The 17,825-nt window shown below is 52.1% G+C and carries 14 protein-coding genes; 3 read left to right on the forward strand and 11 right to left on the reverse strand.

Translation table 11 applies throughout. The features are described 5' to 3' along the window. The 5 genes from CUN67_RS27135 to CUN67_RS27155 form a co-directional block, all read right to left on the reverse strand. Window positions 1-225 (reverse strand): transposase (locus CUN67_RS27135; RefSeq protein WP_208718398.1); only part of this gene is annotated, 225 nt, incomplete at its 3' end. Between the two features lie 749 nt (window positions 226-974). After that, window positions 975-2,222: a hypothetical protein gene (locus CUN67_RS27140; RefSeq protein ID WP_208718556.1), complete on the reverse strand. Its 1,248-nt coding sequence runs from the start codon at window positions 2,220-2,222 to the stop codon at window positions 975-977. A gap of 188 nt (window positions 2,223-2,410) precedes the next feature. Continuing rightward, window positions 2,411-4,129: a LeoA/HP0731 family dynamin-like GTPase gene (locus tag CUN67_RS27145; protein ID WP_208718557.1), complete on the reverse strand. Its 1,719-nt coding sequence runs from the start codon at window positions 4,127-4,129 to the stop codon at window positions 2,411-2,413. Further along, entirely contained in the window at window positions 4,101-5,753 is a 1,653-nt protein-coding gene (locus CUN67_RS27150; protein ID WP_208718558.1) for a hypothetical protein, read from the reverse strand. The genes CUN67_RS27145 and CUN67_RS27150 overlap by 29 nt, the downstream gene beginning before the upstream one ends. Before the next feature lies 1 nt (window position 5,754). Then, on the reverse strand, window positions 5,755-6,318 hold the full coding sequence (locus CUN67_RS27155) for a hypothetical protein (RefSeq protein WP_208718559.1): 564 nt from the start codon (window positions 6,316-6,318) through the stop codon (window positions 5,755-5,757). 191 nt (window positions 6,319-6,509) lie between these two features. Between CUN67_RS27155 and CUN67_RS27160 the strand changes: the two genes are divergently transcribed. From CUN67_RS27160 to CUN67_RS27170, 3 genes are all read left to right on the forward strand, one after another. Next, a complete protein-coding gene (locus tag CUN67_RS27160) occupies window positions 6,510-8,819 on the forward strand; it encodes a molybdopterin-dependent oxidoreductase (RefSeq protein ID WP_208718560.1) in 2,310 nt (769 codons plus the stop codon). Window positions 8,820-9,004: 185 nt separating this feature from the next. Then, the gene (locus CUN67_RS27165; RefSeq protein ID WP_208718561.1) at window positions 9,005-9,244 is read left to right on the forward strand and encodes a type II toxin-antitoxin system RelB/DinJ family antitoxin; all 240 of its coding nucleotides are present in this window, start codon (window positions 9,005-9,007) and stop codon (window positions 9,242-9,244) included. A 153-nt stretch (window positions 9,245-9,397) separates the two neighbouring features. Further along, on the forward strand, window positions 9,398-10,036 hold the full coding sequence (locus CUN67_RS27170; RefSeq protein WP_208718562.1) for an NAD(P)H-dependent oxidoreductase: 639 nt from the start codon (window positions 9,398-9,400) through the stop codon (window positions 10,034-10,036). Between the two features lie 72 nt (window positions 10,037-10,108). Here CUN67_RS27170 and CUN67_RS27175 read toward each other — a convergent pair whose 3' ends face one another. From CUN67_RS27175 to CUN67_RS27200, 6 genes are all read right to left on the reverse strand, one after another. Then, the gene (locus CUN67_RS27175; RefSeq protein ID WP_208718563.1) at window positions 10,109-11,116 is read right to left on the reverse strand and encodes a substrate-binding domain-containing protein; all 1,008 of its coding nucleotides are present in this window, start codon (window positions 11,114-11,116) and stop codon (window positions 10,109-10,111) included. Between the two features lie 29 nt (window positions 11,117-11,145). Then, window positions 11,146-12,555 (reverse strand): sucrose-6-phosphate hydrolase, encoded by a 1,410-nt coding sequence (locus CUN67_RS27180; protein ID WP_208718564.1) that lies wholly within the window; start codon window positions 12,553-12,555, stop codon window positions 11,146-11,148. Continuing rightward, window positions 12,555-13,925 carry a sucrose-specific PTS transporter subunit IIBC gene (locus CUN67_RS27185; protein WP_208718565.1) on the reverse strand — a complete coding sequence of 457 codons (1,371 nt, stop codon included), beginning with the start codon at window positions 13,923-13,925 and terminating at the stop codon, window positions 12,555-12,557. Before CUN67_RS27185 ends, CUN67_RS27180 begins: the two co-directional genes overlap by 1 nt. Window positions 13,926-13,993: 68 nt before the next feature. Further along, window positions 13,994-15,514: a carbohydrate porin gene (locus CUN67_RS27190; RefSeq protein ID WP_208718566.1), complete on the reverse strand. Its 1,521-nt coding sequence runs from the start codon at window positions 15,512-15,514 to the stop codon at window positions 13,994-13,996. 168 nt (window positions 15,515-15,682) lie between these two features. Beyond that, complete coding sequence (locus tag CUN67_RS27195) at window positions 15,683-16,609, reverse strand: aminoimidazole riboside kinase (protein ID WP_208718567.1); 927 nt, start codon at window positions 16,607-16,609, stop codon at window positions 15,683-15,685. Between the two features lie 144 nt (window positions 16,610-16,753). Continuing rightward, window positions 16,754-17,791 (reverse strand): Abi family protein, encoded by a 1,038-nt coding sequence (locus CUN67_RS27200; RefSeq protein WP_208718568.1) that lies wholly within the window; start codon window positions 17,789-17,791, stop codon window positions 16,754-16,756. Window positions 17,792-17,825 lie beyond the last annotated feature (34 nt).

Below are 17,825 nucleotides of genomic sequence, written 5' to 3' on the forward strand. Positions count from 1 at the left end.
CTCTGAGACGCTGACCACCTCGTCGCCTGCGGCGATCGCAGACTTCCCACCATCGTTCATGAGCCGTTTCCACTTAAAAAGAAGACTGGGTGTAATGCCATATTGCCGGGCAACGAGTGAGACGGTGTAGCCGGGTTGCATGGCGAGCGCAACAAAACGGGCTTTCTCTTCGGGAGTATAACGACGACGCTTTTGCTCGCCAGTGATCACTTCGATTCTTTGCACAGGACACTCCTTAAACATAGCTCTATGACTATGTCTTACTGGTGAAGTGTCCGGTTTAAACGGGGGCTATTACAGGGTGAAAATAAATTATTAAGATAACAAGTTGAAGAGATCACAATCTATTATTTTAATATCTTGTTAAGCCACTAAGCCACTAAGCCACTAAGCCACTAAGCCACTAAGCCACTAAGCCACTAAGCCACTAAGCCACTAAGCCACTAAGCCACTAAGCCACTAAAAGGCTAGCTTATTTAGTTGTTATTTTAACAAGATAGCATGAAGTTAAGTTGTTATAATCATGCGGGCTGGTGTTAATGCCATAACAACTTAACATCTTAATCAGTTAAGTGCAGATAACTTACTCCAGACTATCACCAGGTTTAGAGCGCCCAGGATAGCATTAATAAATGGGGTGCAGAATCAAAGAAGAATCATGTGACCGAAAGTCAAACGACATAAAGGGAATGGATCAAATTTGGATTGGCAAGATAACAACAGACTAATCCATTATCTTGTTAAGATAATGACATACTGATTGTATATGCATTTTAACAAGACATGAAGTTATCAAAGAGCACAGAAAATGTATTGTTATTTTAACAAGATGATAATTTAACAAGTGATTTTCTTATTAAGAATCAAGAGGCGTCGCAGCAAAAATCACCAAAGCTGATTACCTCCCTGAACCAGCATTGATGCTCCACCATCCACAATATCTCATGAACAAAATACGATGCATCAGGCAACGATTACCCCTTATCTGTCTGAGCAGAGGGGACAGGCTTATGTTCAGCACTGTAAATAAACATCGGATAACCTAACGCCAGGCTTCCCGCTGCGGTGACACTATCAACGAGGATGCCGCCCTGAATTGCAAAAGTATTTGCATAGGTAGATGCAAATAAGGCCGAGCGGCTGGCAATGGGGATGGTAAGCAGGTCGCCAATGCTTTGCCAGGTTATCTCCTCACCCGAACGTAAATGACAATCGATCTGCAATGCTCCGCTGTCAGTAAAAGAGGCATGTAATTGGCGGCAGGTTATATGTTCAACCGTTTCACCTATAACATTCAGGCAGGTAGCCGAGACAACATTAGCCGTGACCGGACCCAGAGCAGCAAGCGAGTCAGCGACATGTGCCATTGCCAGACAGATCAGCGTCTGATTAACGGCATAAGCCCCTGCTGCACAGACTACCGCAGGCAGGACGGCTTCCGGTGTCGCATTATCACGCAACGTCAGAAAGTACTGGCACAGATCCCGAACGGGGACATAAACCCAGAACGCGGAAATCAATGCAGGGGCGGCCGCAGCGAGGCCACTGCTGAATGCCAGACCGGCCATAGCTCCGCTCACCATCGCAATGTTAGCCAGGCGAGCACAATTACTCTGCAGTGTCTGCCTTCCCTGATAGACATCATTGGTCAATCCGGCCAGTTGTAAAATGATCGGCAACAGACCGGAGATGACACCTGCGGTGGTGACTGCAGCGGGAGCAAGTGTGACTAAGCGTGGCAACAAACCATGTCTGAAAACTTCTCTGACGGCGGTCGATACGCCTACCGACACGAGATTGCGAGAAAAAACAGTGCGAAAATTGTTTAACACCTGAGACAGGTCAGTTTTCGTCAGTTCAGCAGTGAAATCAGGGATATCTATCGCGATAAAGTCTTCGGTGAAAATCTGTTCGCCAGCAAAGCCGTCAATATCAATCGCAGTAAAATCTTTGCCAGCCGTAAGCGCGTTACCTTCCTTAGCAGGCAGATCAGACGCATTCAGCGTCACCGAATGTGGTTCTTCCATTTTTATAGCAAACGAAGTTACTGGTAGCCGAACATCATTGCCATCATTACCGGGTGTGATATACGGTCTGTCAACAACGTTCCTGACATAAGAACATCGGCCTGATAATGACTGTTCCCTCGATACATTGCTGGGTGGCAAAGGTTGAACCAGGGGTAAAAAAGAGTGATGAGGGCAGGTGGCGATTGAATACATGTGACATCCATTTTTTATAAGTGAAATAACTCGCTATTCCCAAAGTAGAAATGTTTTAGCTGTTCTTCCCATATAAAAAACTTATTACTTATAACGAGGTAGTCCTTTGATGCGGAATCTTAATGATGGGGAAAGCCAGGAAGGACCGGGCCATACAGACCCGGCGATGAAGCGGTACTCAATGGCAGTTAATTTACCGGCAGGGCTTTCATATCAACCAGTTTCTGGTGCAGGATCCCCAGCTTTTCCTGGTTTTGGGTAATGGTCACGGATGTTTGTTGCAGGTCATTCACGACTTTCTCCATGTTCACAATCTGCGGCGCAAAGAAGGCAAACATTTTCTCGTCATCGGCCAGGATGTCATAAATTTCCTTAAACGCCTCCTGGATAAGTTGAGTCAGAGAGGTTTTTGCTTCTCTGAGTTCCTCTTCACGCGCATGTGCCGCCCACATACCATATAAATCGGTACCAATCTGGATCGCTGCACCCGCGGGGCCAGCCCAGCGAGCAATACCACCAGCCAGCTTAGTGGCTTCCCATGGCTGGAATTTATAGACATACCCTGTCACTTTACCCACCGTATCACGCGCCAGAAAAATGGTGCTTTTGATGGTATCCGGATCAATTTTTGACAGCGTTTTAAACGTTCCGCCGAGAGATTTGATGGCGCCTTCACTCAGTGTGCCGAGAAAACTGGCGCTGGAGTCGACCTGACGAATGATATTGTCGGACAGGCGCTGCGTAATTGATGAAGATTGATCAAAATAACTATCAATCACGCTCTTAATATTCATGCTCAGTTTAAAACCAATACCATCAGCGGCCAGCCCCAGCTCATCTTCCATAAATGAACGGATATCTTCTGCACTGAGCGGGCGGAGCATTCCCATAAGCTGTTTTTCCATCCCCAGCAAATGCGTCTGTAGGTCACGGGCCAACTGTTTAACCTCGCGACGGCTTTGACGAATATCTTCGCTGAAACGAACCGACTCCTCATTATTTTGACGCGCAAATACCGCCAGAGCTTCAAGCTGTTGCTGCGCATGAATAACGCGCTGGCGAATGATGTCATGCACCACATCCAGACCGGTTTTGGCCTGCAATTCAGCAGGAACGGTGGAAGCCAGGATCTCACCGGTCACTTGTTTGAGATGAGGTATCCGTGAGCGGCTGTCGTACTGCTCAGGTTTGCCAAACCAGAATTCCAGTCCACGTCCATTAGGATTGGAGGCGACACAAACAATATACAGTTGGGCCAGTTCATCTGCGGAAAGATCAGCCATGCGCGCGAGTTTATCGCGCAAATTCGCTTTCTTAATGGTTTCCTGCTGCTCGAACAGAGATTGTTCGGTCAGGTCAGTCACCTCGTCCATTTTGTTGATGACAAAAATGGTGGAGGAGAGTTTGTTCAGATCACGCAGCAGCCAGCGAACGATAGCGCTGTGGCTTTCTTTTAGCGGGTTGGTGGCATCGACCACATATAAAATCAGATGTGCCTGTGAGATATATTGTTTAGTCAGATCTTCATACATCACCTGACGACCATCAATCTCACGTTCTTTATCGCCAAACAATCCCGGCGTATCAATGATTTCGCATTTTCCCGGTAATCCTTCAGGTTGATAAACAGCCACCTGATTGGAGGACTCATCCATCGATATCGCCATGTCGTCCATGATCCTACCGAGCCAGGCCGCAATCACGCTGGTTTTACCATCTGAAAATGCGCCGAGCAGGGCGATGCTGAGTACATCAGATTCGACAGCCTGCATTGCCGCGTGGATTTTTTCCAAATCCTGCGCGACGTCGATTTCCAGTTCACCCAGTGACTGCACCACATCGCGCAGTTCATCAAGGGCAGCGATGGCTCGTTGTTTTTCAATACTGAATTGCGTTAAGGCATCCATGGGGCATTTTCTCCAGTTGGTTCTGTATCTGGCCGATAAGTTTTTTCTGTTTATTAAGAATGATTTTGGGTTCATGAAGCGCAGCCTGAATGGCATCGACGCGTTGCAGCAGCTCGATATCAATCTGTTCACGGATTGAATGAACCAGATTGCTGATTTCGGCGGGGAGTGAAGCAAACACCTCATCGTGCATGCTGTTAATTTTGCTGTGCACTTGGGTCTGAGCCTGGCGCACTTTTTTGTCGCGACCCAGGAAAACACTGACCACACTCATCACCGCACCAAAGATGCCGCCAATCACGCCGCCAATAATGTTACCCGGACCGGGAAACAAACTGCCGATAAGCATGCCACTGACGATGTAGCTGCCGATCTTCATCGCCATGCCGCCCAGTTCCCCAATATCAAACTCGCTTTCGAAGGCAAATTCGGTGTCCAGCCGCCAGCTGGCGCCGGGTGTCACCGCCATCTTCTGCTGAAATTCAACATTATGAATATCCTGCTGCAGGCGGAGCAGGGCATGTTCCAGCTGCTGCTGGAGTTGAGCGATGTCATTCGCGGTGTCATCACGAATTTTTGTGTCAGTCTGCGTTCTGAGGCGTTTGAAGGCAGCCATGATGTGACGCGTTATCTCATCTTCATCGCCAAAATGTTTTTCGACGATGTCATCGCTGTCCGCAATCAGGTCGACAAAAAATCTGTTCCAGCCGTTGTCCCAGTGTTTTTTTACCTTGTCTTCAAATCCTGTGATGGCGGCGGCAAAAGCGACCCGGCATTTTTCAAATTCAGGCTGCGCTTTACGCATAAAGGTATCCTGTAACGCCAGTTGCTCATCGAGAATCACCAGATAATCGCTCAGCAATTGAGTGACCTGCGTCTTATTACTTTCAACAATATCCTCACGCCAGCTATCCAGCTTGCCATGAACGACATTTGCCAGCCCTTCAATACGGCTGAAGCAGGTCATTTCCTGCGCAGAGGTGAAATATTTGCGATAGTTGCGTTGCTGAACCACCAGGTCATTACTGCGCGAGGGATGGATGGAGGTAGAGCCGTCTTGATTGATCGCCAGTGATGAGAAGGCGAGCAGGCCCTGAACTACCTGGCCGGGGAGCAGCACCTTTTCATCAAGGGCCGACGCCAGCACGTCGGTCGTTTGCTGCAACGCGCTACCTGCTCCCGCGTGCTGCAACAGATCTATTCTGTCCTCACTGAATTCATAAGCATCAGCATTACCGCGCAGATTGATCACCGGTAAGACCTGAGTGCCTCGCTTAAGATAGCTGCCGATTTTATGCGCTGTCTGCTTCTCTGGTTTCTTGTTGGTGCCGTTAACGTAGATAATCAGGTGTGCGGTGGCGACCGCCTTTTTCACTTCTTCGATATAGCGAGCTTCATCCCCCTCAATGCCGGGAACGTCAAGCAGCTCGAACACCTGGTCAGCGACCTGCAAGCGGTAACGGGTATTGCCTTTGGTGAAGTCGGCGGCACCGGTGCCGATGATCAGTCCATCGGTACGCCCGGCTTGTGCTCTTGCGGTCTCGGTCCGGTTGAGGGCTTGCAGGTAATCGGGCAAATGTTGCAGAACATCCTCTGCTGCCGGGATAGGGGATAGGGTCGACATTTCAGCTTGCCGCCTGGCTGAAATATAACGCCATGACCGTCAGACCGACGCATAAACCAACAGCCGCACCGGTGATATGTGCCTGCCAAAGTTTTGTGCGGGTGGTTTTTAACTGTATGGCTTTCATCTTCTGCGCACTGTTTTGAAAATCTGACAGTGCCGAAGCCAGTTGCTGATAAACCTGCTTCATTCCTTCTCTGACTTTATCGCCCGCCTCAGCCAGCTGACGTTCAGCTTCCTGCACTTCGTTGTGTCGCGCTTCCAATGCCTGCTGGCGCGCTTGTTCGTTGAACAGGATGCGCAGAGATTCGATCAGGGTACTCTTTCCTGCATTGGTTTCACCGAAAAAGGCGAGGGTGAAATGATCCCATTCGGCGTTCTGCTGCAAAAATAGCAGCTCCTCCTCAAAGCCTTTGCGAATCTGCTGGAGATTTTGAGTCATCACGCTGACGTGTGCTTTCCCTTCATCATTGCTGATATCCAGACCGGCAATATCATCCAGAGCCTGGGTGATATTGCGGGTGATATCCTGATATAGCTGGTTGATCTGCAGTGCCTTTTCCATAACCGGACTCCTTTAAGCGGTATCAGGAGATATCGGCGTATTGGTCAGAAACTATAACGATTCCGTCACTGAAAATGGCAAACCACATCGGTGTTGGGCTTCTGTGCAGATTTTTGATCCCTGCACATTTCGCGCTGTGCTACTGTGACGGGATACCAATAACGTTACTGACATCGCAACCTGATCACCAAATGACAACACACCACAACCTCGCCGTTATGCACTGGGGCACTTATCGTGTGTCCACCACCGAAGGCTCTCTCACTGGCGTGGAGCCGGTCGAATGGGACCGCAACCCCTCAGCTATCGGCCAGTCTCTGGTCGGTGCGGTAGATGGCCCAAGCCGTATTCGTCGCCCCGCAGTGCGCCTTGGTTATCTCAAAAATGGCCGCGATTCTCGCCAGGGGCGTGGCAAAGAACCCTTTGTTGAGGTGAGCTGGGAAACGGCCCTTGCGCTGGTCGCCGATGAACTGACCCGGGTTAAGCAGACCCACGGCAACCAGGCGTTTTATGCGGGTTCTTATGGCTGGTCGAGTGCCGGTCGCTTCCACCACGCGCAAAGCCAGTTGCATCGTTTTTTCAATCAGCTGGGCGGCTACACAGACAGCACCAACACCTATAGTCTGGCCGCAGCAGAGCGACTGCTGCCGCATATCATCGGCGAACTGGATGTACTGCAAAAGCAGCATACCCACTGGTCTTCGCTGGCGGAGCATTGCGAGATGTTTGTCGCTTTCGGTGGTTTGCCTTTACGTAATTCCCAGGTCAATGGCGGCGCGGCAAACGATCACTCCCTCAAACACTGGCTGGGGGAGATGCAGCGCAACGGCACACATTTTATTAATGTCAGTCCGGTTAAAAACGATCTTTCCGGTGTCACCAACGCGGAATGGCTTTCACTGAAACCTGGCAGCGACACGGCGCTGTTGTTGGCGCTGAGTTATGTGTTGATTGATGAGTCACTCTACGATGCCCGTTTTGTTGCCAGCCATACCGTTGGGTTTGCCGAGTATAGGGACTATCTGCTGGGTCACAAAGACGGCAAGGCAAAAACGCCGGAGTGGGCCGCTGCCATCACCGGTGTCGAGGCACTGGCCATTCGTGAACTGGCGCGGAAGATGGTGACAAAACGCACCATGATTAATATCGCCTGGTCACTGCAACGTGCGTTCCAGGGGGAGCAAACTTTCTGGGCAACCGTGGCGCTGGCTGCGATGATTGGCCAGATTGGCACCCCTGGGGGTGGTCTCGGCTTTGCCTATGCCAGCACCAATCTGGCGGGTTCCGTGCGTCGTACTTTCTCCGGCCCGCGCTTTCCGGCAGGAGCCAACGCGATAAAGGAGATCATTCCGGTGGCCCGTCTTTCGGACATGCTGCTGAATCCAGGTGGTCATTATCAGTTTGATGGCAAGGACTGCACCTACCCGGATATTCGCGTGGTTTACTGGGCAGGCGGTAATGCCTTCCACCATCATCAGGATCTCAATCGCCTGGTAGAAGCCTGGCGTCAACCGGATACGGTGGTGGTACACGAGCAATACTGGACTGCTCAGGCAAAATTCGCCGACATCGTTTTCCCGGTCACCACCTCACTGGAACGCAACGATATCGGCAGTTCCAGTAATGATGGTTTTATCATTGCCATGCGCCAGCATATCGCTGCGCAGGGGGAAGCGCGTGATGATTACGCCATCTTCCACGCGCTGGCGGAGAAAATGGGTTTTGGTGAGAGCTTTAGTGAAGGACGTGATGCCGATGCGTGGTTACGCTTTATTTACGACGGTTCAAGACCGCGTGCGCTGGCTGATGGTATCGATTTACCTGAGTTCGATGATTTCTGGGCGCAGGGGATGCTGGAGTATGCACGTCCTGACGAACCGCAAATTTTCCTGAAAGCCTTCCGTGACAACCCGGAACTGGCACCATTGCCGACCCCTTCCGGCAAAATCGAGCTATTTTCCCAGACTGTTGCCGATTTTGGTTATGAAGAGTGCCCGGGGCATCCGTTCTGGTATGAGCCAGAAGCAGAGGCACAGCATGAGATTGCCGCCCGCTGGCCGCTGCACTTGCTTTCCAGCCAGCCGCGTACGCGCCTGCATAGTCAGTACGATCACGGCAGCGTGAGTCGTAAAACCAAGATTCAGGGCAGAGAACCGCTGTGGATACATCCCGTTGATGCCGCAACGCGGGGTATCAGCGAAGGCAGTGTGGTGAAGGTGTTTAATCAGCGCGGCGCCATTCTGGCAGGGGTTCATCTCAGTGAAGACATTCGTCCCGGCGTGGTGCAGATGTCAACGGGTGCCTGGTATGACCCGCAAGACCCGCGTCTGACAGCTTCACTCGATAAGCACGGCAATCCGAACGTGCTGACGGAAGATCGTGGCAGTTCAAGGCTGGGGCAGGGCTGTAGCGCGCAGAGTTGCTGGGTCGATATCATTGCCTGGAACGAACCTCTGCCAGAAGTGACGGCCTTCAACCCGCCTGAGTTTGTGGTGGTGTAACGGTATTGATATCTGATTATCATGTTATTTTATTAAGTTAATAAGATTTCAGATTTATGTAATAGATGATGTGTCAGGGAACTTATCAGGTCTTGAAAGCATGATCAGATACGGTTGTGGCTGGCTACTAACCATGCAATAATTGTAATGACGTTTGTAAATACATTTATTGTGAGGGGTGCTATATGGGTAGCATAAATCTTCGTATTGATGATGAACTCAAGGCTCGTTCTTACGCAGCGCTGGAGAAAATGGGTGTTACCCCATCCGAAGCGCTGCGTATGACACTTGAATACATTGCTGAGAATCAAAAACTTCCATTCAAACAGACGCTTTTGAGTGACGAAGATGCTGAACTTATCGAAATTGTCCGTGAACGACTTCGCAATCCCAAGCCAGTACGAGTGACGTTGGATGATCTTTAATGGCTTATCGTCTGGAGTTTGACGAACGTGCATCCTCACCCCATAACAGCTCGTTCTGCTTCAGCGGCAATCCATCAGTGCTGATATCCTCTGAAACGCTTTGCAGGCTACCCTGATGTGGCCTGTGTTCTCAAACACCATAAGGAAGATATCTTGACCACCCTTAATGAAAAACTTGCCTGGCGTTACGCAACCAAGAAATTTGATGCCAGCAAAGTGGTGCCAGACGACAAACTGGAGCGCATCATTGAAGCCGTGCGCTTAACCGCGACCTCCAGCGGATTGCAGCCGTTTGAGTTGATGGTCATCACCAATGCAGAAATCCGCGAAAAAATTCGTGCTGTAGCCTGGAATCAGGCGCAGGTGACGGACTGTTCTCACCTGATGGTATTTGCTGCCTGGGATGACATCACGCCGGAACGCGTCAATATGATGTTCGATCTGACCAATGACGTCAGGGGCTTCCGTAATGAGGGTTGGGAAAATTACCGTCAGATGCTGCTGGGCATCGTGGCCGAACGCGGCACCGAGGGTAATTATCAGGCTGCAGCGCGCCAGGCTTACATCGCGCTGGGCAGTGCTTTGATTGCTGCCGCATTTGAAGAAGTTGATGCGACACCGATGGAAGGTTTTGACCCGGAAGCGGTCGATGAGATCCTTGGTCTGAAAGAGAAAGGTTTGCGCAGCGTGATCATTCTGCCGCTGGGCTACCGTGCTGAAGAAGGCGACTGGCTGGTGAACCTGAAGAAAGTTCGCCGTAGCCGTGAAAACTTCGTCACTGAAATTAAATAACCTGCCTGAACCCTCCGGCAGAGGTACAAAAAAGGGCTCCCAATTCGGGAGCCCTTTTTACAGAATCAGAATCTACGCGGACCGTAAGCGTAGCGTGGCGGGAAGGATGATCTGATTTTGTTCCGGGTCTTGTCCCTGAATCAGCTGCGTCAGCATTGAGAAACACTCCTGCGCCAGACGTGGCACATTCTGTTCGACGGTGTCGATAGGAACTGACAGCGAATCATACAGATAGTGATCATCAAAACTGGCGATGCGAATATCACTGGCCAGCAAATGGTGCTGACTCATATAACGCAGCACCCCTTCCAGCAGGCCGCAGGCGGCGGTAAACAACGCTTTAGGCGGACGCCCGAGCCTGGCGCACAACGCGGCAAACATTTCATAGCCACTGCTGGGGTGATAGTTGCCGTGGATAATCCATTCCGGGCGTGGTGTGACCCCTGCGCGCTCAAGGCCCTGCATAAAACCGGCCAGACGATCTTTGGTGGGTGACAGACGTGGCTGGCCGCCGAGGAAATAGATTTCATCAGGCCTGGCGCGAGCCAGCCGTTCCACCAGGTCGGCAGTGGGGGTGATGGAGTCGGTTGCCACCAGCGGCAGCTGGGTATCGCTCATATGTCTGTCAAACAGCACCACCGGCAACTGCTCGCTGAGTTTTACATAGTCGCTATCGCTCAGCATGCTGGAGGCGACGATCAGGCCATCAACCTGGCGTGCCACGAGGTTATTGACCACCACCATTTCCTGACCGGCATTCTCATCGGTACAGGAGATCAACAGTTGCAGGCCCGCTTCGCGGCACAGATTTTCCAGTTCATGAGAAAACACGGCGAAACCGTGGTTGGTGATTTCCGGTACCACCAGCCCCAGCGTATGGCTGCGGTCATCACGCAGCAGGCGGGCATGGATACTCGGTTGATAATGGTGTTGCTGCGCGAGCGTCAGCACACGTTCCCGTGTCTCCTTCGCCACGCGCAGCTCCTTACCACGGCCGTTCAGCACCAGGCTGGCAGTGGCTTTGGACACCCCTGCCAGTGCGGCGATATCACTGATGGTAACGCGTTTGGTTTTTCTCACGACAATGCATCGGTTAATGAAACAATGACTTATTCTACCATGCAGTGACGTAACGACCAGTAGCGGGCTTGCAGATCTGCGCTGCCGCTCAGGATTAAACGTGCCGGTTGTGCCGGGAAGTAACGGCTGCTCATCACGCCTTCCCCGTCGTTAATAAAGATTTCCACGCTGGAGTGGTCACACAGGATCTGCAAACGGCTGGCGGTTCCTTGCCAGTAACGATACAGCCATTCTCCCGTCTCCAGACTGCGGCGGGCGAGGCGCAGTTCATCCTGATGCCATTCAACAATCAGGGTGTCGGCAAAATTCAGCGTCACCTCTCCCTGGCTTTCCAGCAGCAGCTCCAGCCGTTGTGCCTCTATCGGTGGCGCAGAATCAGCGGGACCGTGGTAACGCTGTTCCTCCCCGCGCAATGCCTGCAATTCTGCGATGGGTTGCTGATACAGTTTGCCATCCCGTGAACTCAGTTCACGCAGGCAAGTCATCTGATGGATCCAGCCCTGGGCGACGGTGGGTTGCGCCATCTCTTCACCGTCCGGAACCCCCATCCAGCCCACCAGCAGGCGTCGCCCGTCGGCGGTCAGGGTGGTTTGCGGCGCGTAAAACTCGAATCCGGCGTCCAGCTCCTGCAACGATCCGTGCCGGTAATGGACCTTGTCATAATCGAGTTGGCCACTGAGGTAGGCGCTCGGATGGGTATTCAGATAGCGTTTCTCTTCCCGCGCCACGCCCTGCGGGCAGCAGATAAGGTAGGTGCTGTCACCGAGGGAAAACATATCCGGGCACTCCCACATATAACCCGCCTCTCCCAGGCCACCGAGACCGCTACCGGCAATCTCCGCGAGGTGGTGCCAGCTGTGCAGATCCGCTGAGCGCAGCAGCAGCACTTTGCCCTGTAATTGCAGGTCCTGTGCCCCCAGCACCATGTACCAGTCGTCACCGTGCCGCCATACTTTAGGATCGCGTACATGCCCGGTATAACCTTCCGGCAGGGCAATCACCGGGCCGATTTTATCAAACGCACCCGTGCTGTTTTGCTGCGCCAGACATTGCCAGGCGGTGCGCGAGCCGTCGTCATATTTGACGTTGCCGGTATATACCAGTGTCAGCATCCCCTGGTTATCGACGGCGCTACCGGAGTAGCAGCCGCTGCGGTCATAATCTTCATCGGGCATCAGCGCGATAGGCTCATGCTGCCAGTGCAACAGATCCGCCGAACTCCAGTGCCCCCAGCATTTATGCTTATGCTGGCAGCCAAGCGCATTCCACTGATAGAACAAATGGTAGCGACCGGCGAACTGGATAAAACCGTTGGGATCGTTGAGCAGCCCGGTCACCGGCGCCAGGTGCCAGCCGGGATAGTGGCGGTCACTGAGCGTCCTGGGTTGACCCTGCATCACCGCCTGTAAAATGGCGGGCAAAAGTGTTGAGGAAGCCATTATTCAGAGTCCGTTTTGTATTTGAGCAGATAAGAGAGAACAAAGGCGGTGCTGAAGGCAATCACCATCCCAATAGCATAATTCAGCAGAGAGCTGGCCTGCACAATCGCCATGCCCGGCAGACCCGTCAGCCCGACCGCAGTCATATAAACATGCACCGATACTACCCAGGCACCGCCCACGGCACCCCCGATCAGCGCAGCGATAAAAGGTTTCATAAAGCGCAGGTTAATACCGAAGATAGCGGCTTCAGTAATGCCCAGCAGCGCTGAGAAAGCGGAGGGCAGGGTGATGGCTTTGATCTTCGCATCTTTAGTTTTAAACCATACCGCCAGACAGGCTCCCCCTTGCGCGACGTTGGCCATGGCCCAGATCGGCAGCAGGAAGTTGACACCAATAGTCGGATTACCCAGCAGACCGGCTTCGATGGCGTGGAAACTGTGATGCACGCCGGTGATGACAATCACCGAATACAACCCGCCAAACAGCAGTCCTGCCAGCCAGCCCGCGTGAGTAATCAGGGTGCTGAGCACAAAGGAGATACCGTCACCCAGCATACGGCCTGCCGGGCCGATGATCAGCAGCGCGACAAAACCGGAGATAATCACCGTCAGGAAGGGCGTCAGGATCAGGTCCAGCGCATCCGGGATCACCCGACGCAGCTGTTTTTCCAGCATACTCATAAACCACACCGCCAGCAGCACCGGAAAAACCGTCCCCTGGTAGCCAATCATCGCCACTTCGATACCGAAGAAGTTCATGGTGTGGAAGCCTGCCGCCACGCCCCAGGCGTTGGTCAGGGCCGGATGGGTAAGGATGCCGCCGAGGGTTGCGCCAAGGAAGGGGTTGCCACCAAACTCACGCGCGGCGGTAAAGCCAATCAGGATCGGTAAAATGATAAACGCCGCCGAGCTGCACATGTCGAGCATGATATACAGCGCGTTATCGGGATTCACCCAGCCGTAGGTTTTGACCATGCCCAGCAGGCCCATCAGCAGGCCGGAAGCGACGATGGCGGGAATGATCGGCACAAAAATATTCGACAACAAACGGGCGATGCGCTGGAACGGGTTTAGCTTACGCGCGGCGATATCCGCTGCCTCTGATTTGCTTGATTCGCTAATTCCCGCTTCGGCGATAAATGCCGCGTAAACCTTGTTAACCACACCGGTGCCGAAAATAACCTGCAACTGACCAGCATTACGAAAGCAGCCTTTCACGCCATCGATTTTGCCAATGGCATCGGTATCCGCTTTGGCATCGTCCACCAGCACCAGACGCAGGCGCGTGGCACAGTGCGCGGCGCTGGCAATATTGTCCCTGCCTCCCAGCAACGGCAGTAGCGACCGGGAAATTTTTACAAAATCCATACTTACCTCTGTCTTCTCGTTATTGTGCTATCAGCCCGGCTGAAACGGCCCCGCAGGGGGCCGTATGATCAGAACCAGGTTTCCATTTGTACACCGAAGTTCCATTCACCACCGGCTTTGAAGCCGTTGCTGCCAAAGGCATCATCGCTGGCATAGTTGTCGAGGCGATGATCCCAGTCCATCCAGGTGGCGAAGAGGCGGATTTCCGGACGTTTCAGAAACTCGCCCACGTCACCGGCTTTGAGTGTCGGCGCGACGGTGAGTTTGTAGAAGCTGCCGCTTACTGCGTTACGGCTGTTGTAGCCTTTCGGGCGCAGGTCCATATATTGATAAGAACCTTCGTACTGCATCTCGAAATTCTGGGTAATCTCCTGAATCAGGCGCAGGTTAGCCGTGGCCCATTCATAGCTGTCACCCCTGACGTACCGATCCTTGCTGCTTTGCGCCAGCAGCGCCGGGGCGATATGCCAGCCACCGCCCAGCGGGGTGATGCCATAACTCGCCAGACGCCAGGTATTCGCTTCCGGCAGCAGTGCCCCATCGGAGCCGATGGATTTCACCTCCGCCCCCAGGCCGTGGCCGTAGAGCAGGGCGGTTTTCGCGGAACCTTCACGCAGGCCGTAGAAACTGTCGTTATGCAGGCCAAGCAGGGCGTGCATGCCGGTGTTGGCCGCATCACCTTTGACTTTGTTGCCATCGGTATCGACGCGGTCATCGTTATCTCTGGCGCGCATGCCGCTTACCATCAGCTGTAACGGTCCATAGAAGTTATTCAGCGACAGGATGTAGTCCTGGGCGGTGTTTTCGTTGTTTTCGATATCGCCAAAGGTGCGGCCATACAGCGAGAGGTTGCTGCGCGCCTCGTCACCCCATTTCATGTCATAGATACCTGCACCGGTCCCGGCGAGGAACACCACATCGGAGTCGATCCAGTGGATGTCAAAGTTATCGCGGTCAAAACGCTTGCCAGCCCAGACGGTGGAATCCTTGAAGGCACCGGTGAAGGTGGGCAGATGGCCGATCTCGGTAAAGGCCTGGCGCAGGTTGAGATCGCTGCTGGAGGCGGTCCAGTCGTTGTAGGTACGTTGTCCGTCGGCCAACATCACCTTGAAGCGAGTGGTTGCGCCGTTGTTCAGCGTTTGTTTGTGCTCAAGGTTCAGCTCGACATAGGTATCGGGTTCGTTACCCAGACGACCAATATTGCCGCCGGTTTCACCTGCCGGGGTGACTGTCGGGCCGCCCTGGGTTTTAGACGCAGAGTTATTCATCAGCAAGCCGGAACGGGCGTAGCCGTGGAACTCAAAACCCTCATCATCGCTGGTGGATTTCTGATCCAGGCGGGCGGTACGCTGCTCTACCTGGGTGGTGATGGTTTGATTCTTTTGTTGAGCGGCGGCAAGTTGCTGTGTCTGCTTTTCTGCGGCCTCGGCGCGGTTTTCTGCGGCATTAGCGCGTTGTTCGGCGGACTGTAAACGCTGTTCCAGCGCTGCCAGACGAGCTTCAATGCTGCTGATGCTGGGGTCTGCTGCCCATGCAGACCCGGAACCTAACAACACACCAAGGGTTATAGCGAGAGTGCTTTTTTTCATTGTTTTGCGTCCCTGAGGAAAGGCTATCATCACAAAGTTGTTTTTTTGCTAAACCGGTTTAGGCGTTGAATCATAATCACGGGTAATTTCTCCGCGCAATGAAATTTGCTAAACCGATTTAGTGATTGTGAGATGGCTCGCAAAACCAAACAGTAACCGGGCCAGAAATTAGCCGAGTTGCTCCTCAAGCTGATGCAAATAAGGCAGGGCAGTCATGGCGCCTTTGGCGGTGGTCGCCAGTGCACCACAGATTTGTGCACAGGCAAGGCGTGCTGCCAGCTGTGGTTCATTTTCCGGCAGGCCATGCTGCGCCAGCCCCCACAGCAACCCAGCGACAAATGCATCACCCGCACCGGTGGTGTCCACGCTGATAACAGGTAAGGTTGGGTAGTGTGAAATCTGTCTGTTATGGCAGGCTTTAACGCCCGCCTTGCCCTGTGTCACCAGCAGTAGCCTGATGTCGAAGCGTGCTGCCAGTTGCATCATACTGGTATCGATGTGTGTTGAACCGGAGACAAATGCCAGTTCCTCTTCGGAGAGCTTCACCACGTCTGCCAGTTGCAACGCCCGGTCCAGGCAATGACGCAGATCCGCATCGTCCGGCCACAAGTCGTGGCGGATATTCGGGTCGAAGCTGACAAAACCGCCCGCCGTCTTTACGCGCTGCATTGCGGTGAAGGTGGTGGCGCGAGAAGGTTCGGCAGCCAGCGCGATGGAACAGCAGTGCAGCCATTCCCCGGCGTGAAATTTGGGTAAATCATCGGGTTCAATAAACAGGTCGGCGCTCGGGCGCACCATAAAGGTAAATGAACGTTCGCCGTCTTCATCCAGCGCGACCACTACTGTCGAAGTGCGATGGGCGGGATCGGCGCTCATAAAGTGAGTATTCACCTGCTCGTCGGTCAGCGTCTGACGCATAAAGTGACCAAAAGGGTCCTCGCCGACGCGGCCAATAAATCCGCTGTTCCCCTGTAATCGGGCAATCCCTACCGCGACATTTGCTGGTGCCCCACCAGGACATTGCATCAGGCGTCCCGGCCCTTCCGGCAACAGATCTACTACGGCGTCTCCCAGACACCAGACTCGTGCTGACATGTCATCATCTCCAAAAGTGATTTTGTAGAAAATTAACTAAACCGGTTTAGCAAGGCAATCGAAATTTGTCTGATAGCGATGTTGTGCGAGTGGCGGTGATTTTTGGGTCTCTGAGGGCATCTGCATCGTACGCAGTAAATTTGCTCAGTACTTACGGTGTGATTTCGCAATAACCCCATGTATTTTCTTATCTTCCTGGATAACGATGTACATCACTTTTTTTCTGAGAAGAGAAGATATGTTGGTGATATTAAGCGTGGGTGGGCATTGGAGAGCATTCATCCTAAGGGATAAAAAATTTATAACGTCACTAAATGTATAATCGCGTAGGGAGATAAGTAATTCACCGTTATTGCGCAGTGAATATAGAAAATCAGCTATATGTTGTTTCTCAATAACGGCGACCAGATTATCCTGATTTAAACAAACTATGAATCGTCTGGAGAAATCGATATCAATATTGTCATCTGGTGCCACCTGAACAAAATTACTGTCACTGATTGTTTGATGACGAACGGTGTCATTCCCATTTGTATGGGGACGGGTGCGCAGACAGGAATTCACTGTGGAAAAATGTTTGACCCATACTGACATCTCGGGGGATAGCCATTGCAGTGTCTCTAAAATTATTTGGTGTAGCTCACTGAGGTTAAGTTTATGAATAGGCTCGTGATGAGCAATTCTGTTGCGGAAGTTGTTGAGTAGTCTGACCCTCTTCTGAAACTCTTTTCTTGTAATGTTCTGAGACGGAAGGAGTTGTGCCATTAGATTTTGCCAGATATCGCGGTCATATTCTGGACGAAAGAGATTGGACCAAAAGTCAAACGATAATGTAGACACGACATCCTCGACATTGTGACTATTTGCCCGATGAATTCCCATATCCAGCACGCTTCGACTCTCGGAAGACAGTATACTTCTGAAATGTTTATCGTGGCACCAGTTGTCGGTAAATTGAGAGCTGAAAACGGTGTGAATGCGATTTCTTAAAGTCACTTCAAGCACATGAAGTGGATAAAGAAATGACTTTGCCATTCTGGCGTTATATAAATACAAAGCAAATGCGAATTCTTTTCTGAAGCCAGCATTGATCAGGTAGGGTTTGAATCTTTTGCCGGAAAGATTTGCCACCAATTCATCTGTGGTGTGTTCATAGTTATAAGGAACTTGACTTTCGGCCATAGCGATCTAAAATCCTTTTCAGAGCAGTTGGACC

It is taken from the genome of Pantoea cypripedii (assembly GCF_011395035.1).
Taxonomy (GTDB): domain Bacteria; phylum Pseudomonadota; class Gammaproteobacteria; order Enterobacterales; family Enterobacteriaceae; genus Pantoea; species Pantoea cypripedii_A.

Excerpts from the sequence above, each read along its gene's own strand:
- CUN67_RS27200 (WP_208718568.1), bottom strand. The coding sequence starts at position 17,791 with ATGGCCGAAAGTCAAGTTCCTTATAACTATGAACACACCACAGATGAA.
- CUN67_RS27180 (WP_208718564.1), bottom strand. The coding sequence starts at position 12,555 with ATGGCTTCCTCAACACTTTTGCCCGCCATTTTACAGGCGGTGATGCAG.
- CUN67_RS27140 (WP_208718556.1), bottom strand. The coding sequence starts at position 2,222 with ATGTATTCAATCGCCACCTGCCCTCATCACTCTTTTTTACCCCTGGTT.
- CUN67_RS27155 (WP_208718559.1), bottom strand. The coding sequence starts at position 6,318 with ATGGAAAAGGCACTGCAGATCAACCAGCTATATCAGGATATCACCCGC.
- CUN67_RS27145 (WP_208718557.1), bottom strand. The coding sequence starts at position 4,129 with ATGGATGCCTTAACGCAATTCAGTATTGAAAAACAACGAGCCATCGCT.
- CUN67_RS27195 (WP_208718567.1), bottom strand. The coding sequence starts at position 16,609 with ATGTCAGCACGAGTCTGGTGTCTGGGAGACGCCGTAGTAGATCTGTTG.
- CUN67_RS27190 (WP_208718566.1), bottom strand. The coding sequence starts at position 15,514 with ATGAAAAAAAGCACTCTCGCTATAACCCTTGGTGTGTTGTTAGGTTCC.
- CUN67_RS27150 (WP_208718558.1), bottom strand. The coding sequence starts at position 5,753 with ATGTCGACCCTATCCCCTATCCCGGCAGCAGAGGATGTTCTGCAACAT.
- CUN67_RS27165 (WP_208718561.1), top strand. The coding sequence starts at position 9,005 with ATGGGTAGCATAAATCTTCGTATTGATGATGAACTCAAGGCTCGTTCT.
- CUN67_RS27185 (WP_208718565.1), bottom strand. The coding sequence starts at position 13,925 with ATGGATTTTGTAAAAATTTCCCGGTCGCTACTGCCGTTGCTGGGAGGC.
- CUN67_RS27160 (WP_208718560.1), top strand. The coding sequence starts at position 6,510 with ATGACAACACACCACAACCTCGCCGTTATGCACTGGGGCACTTATCGT.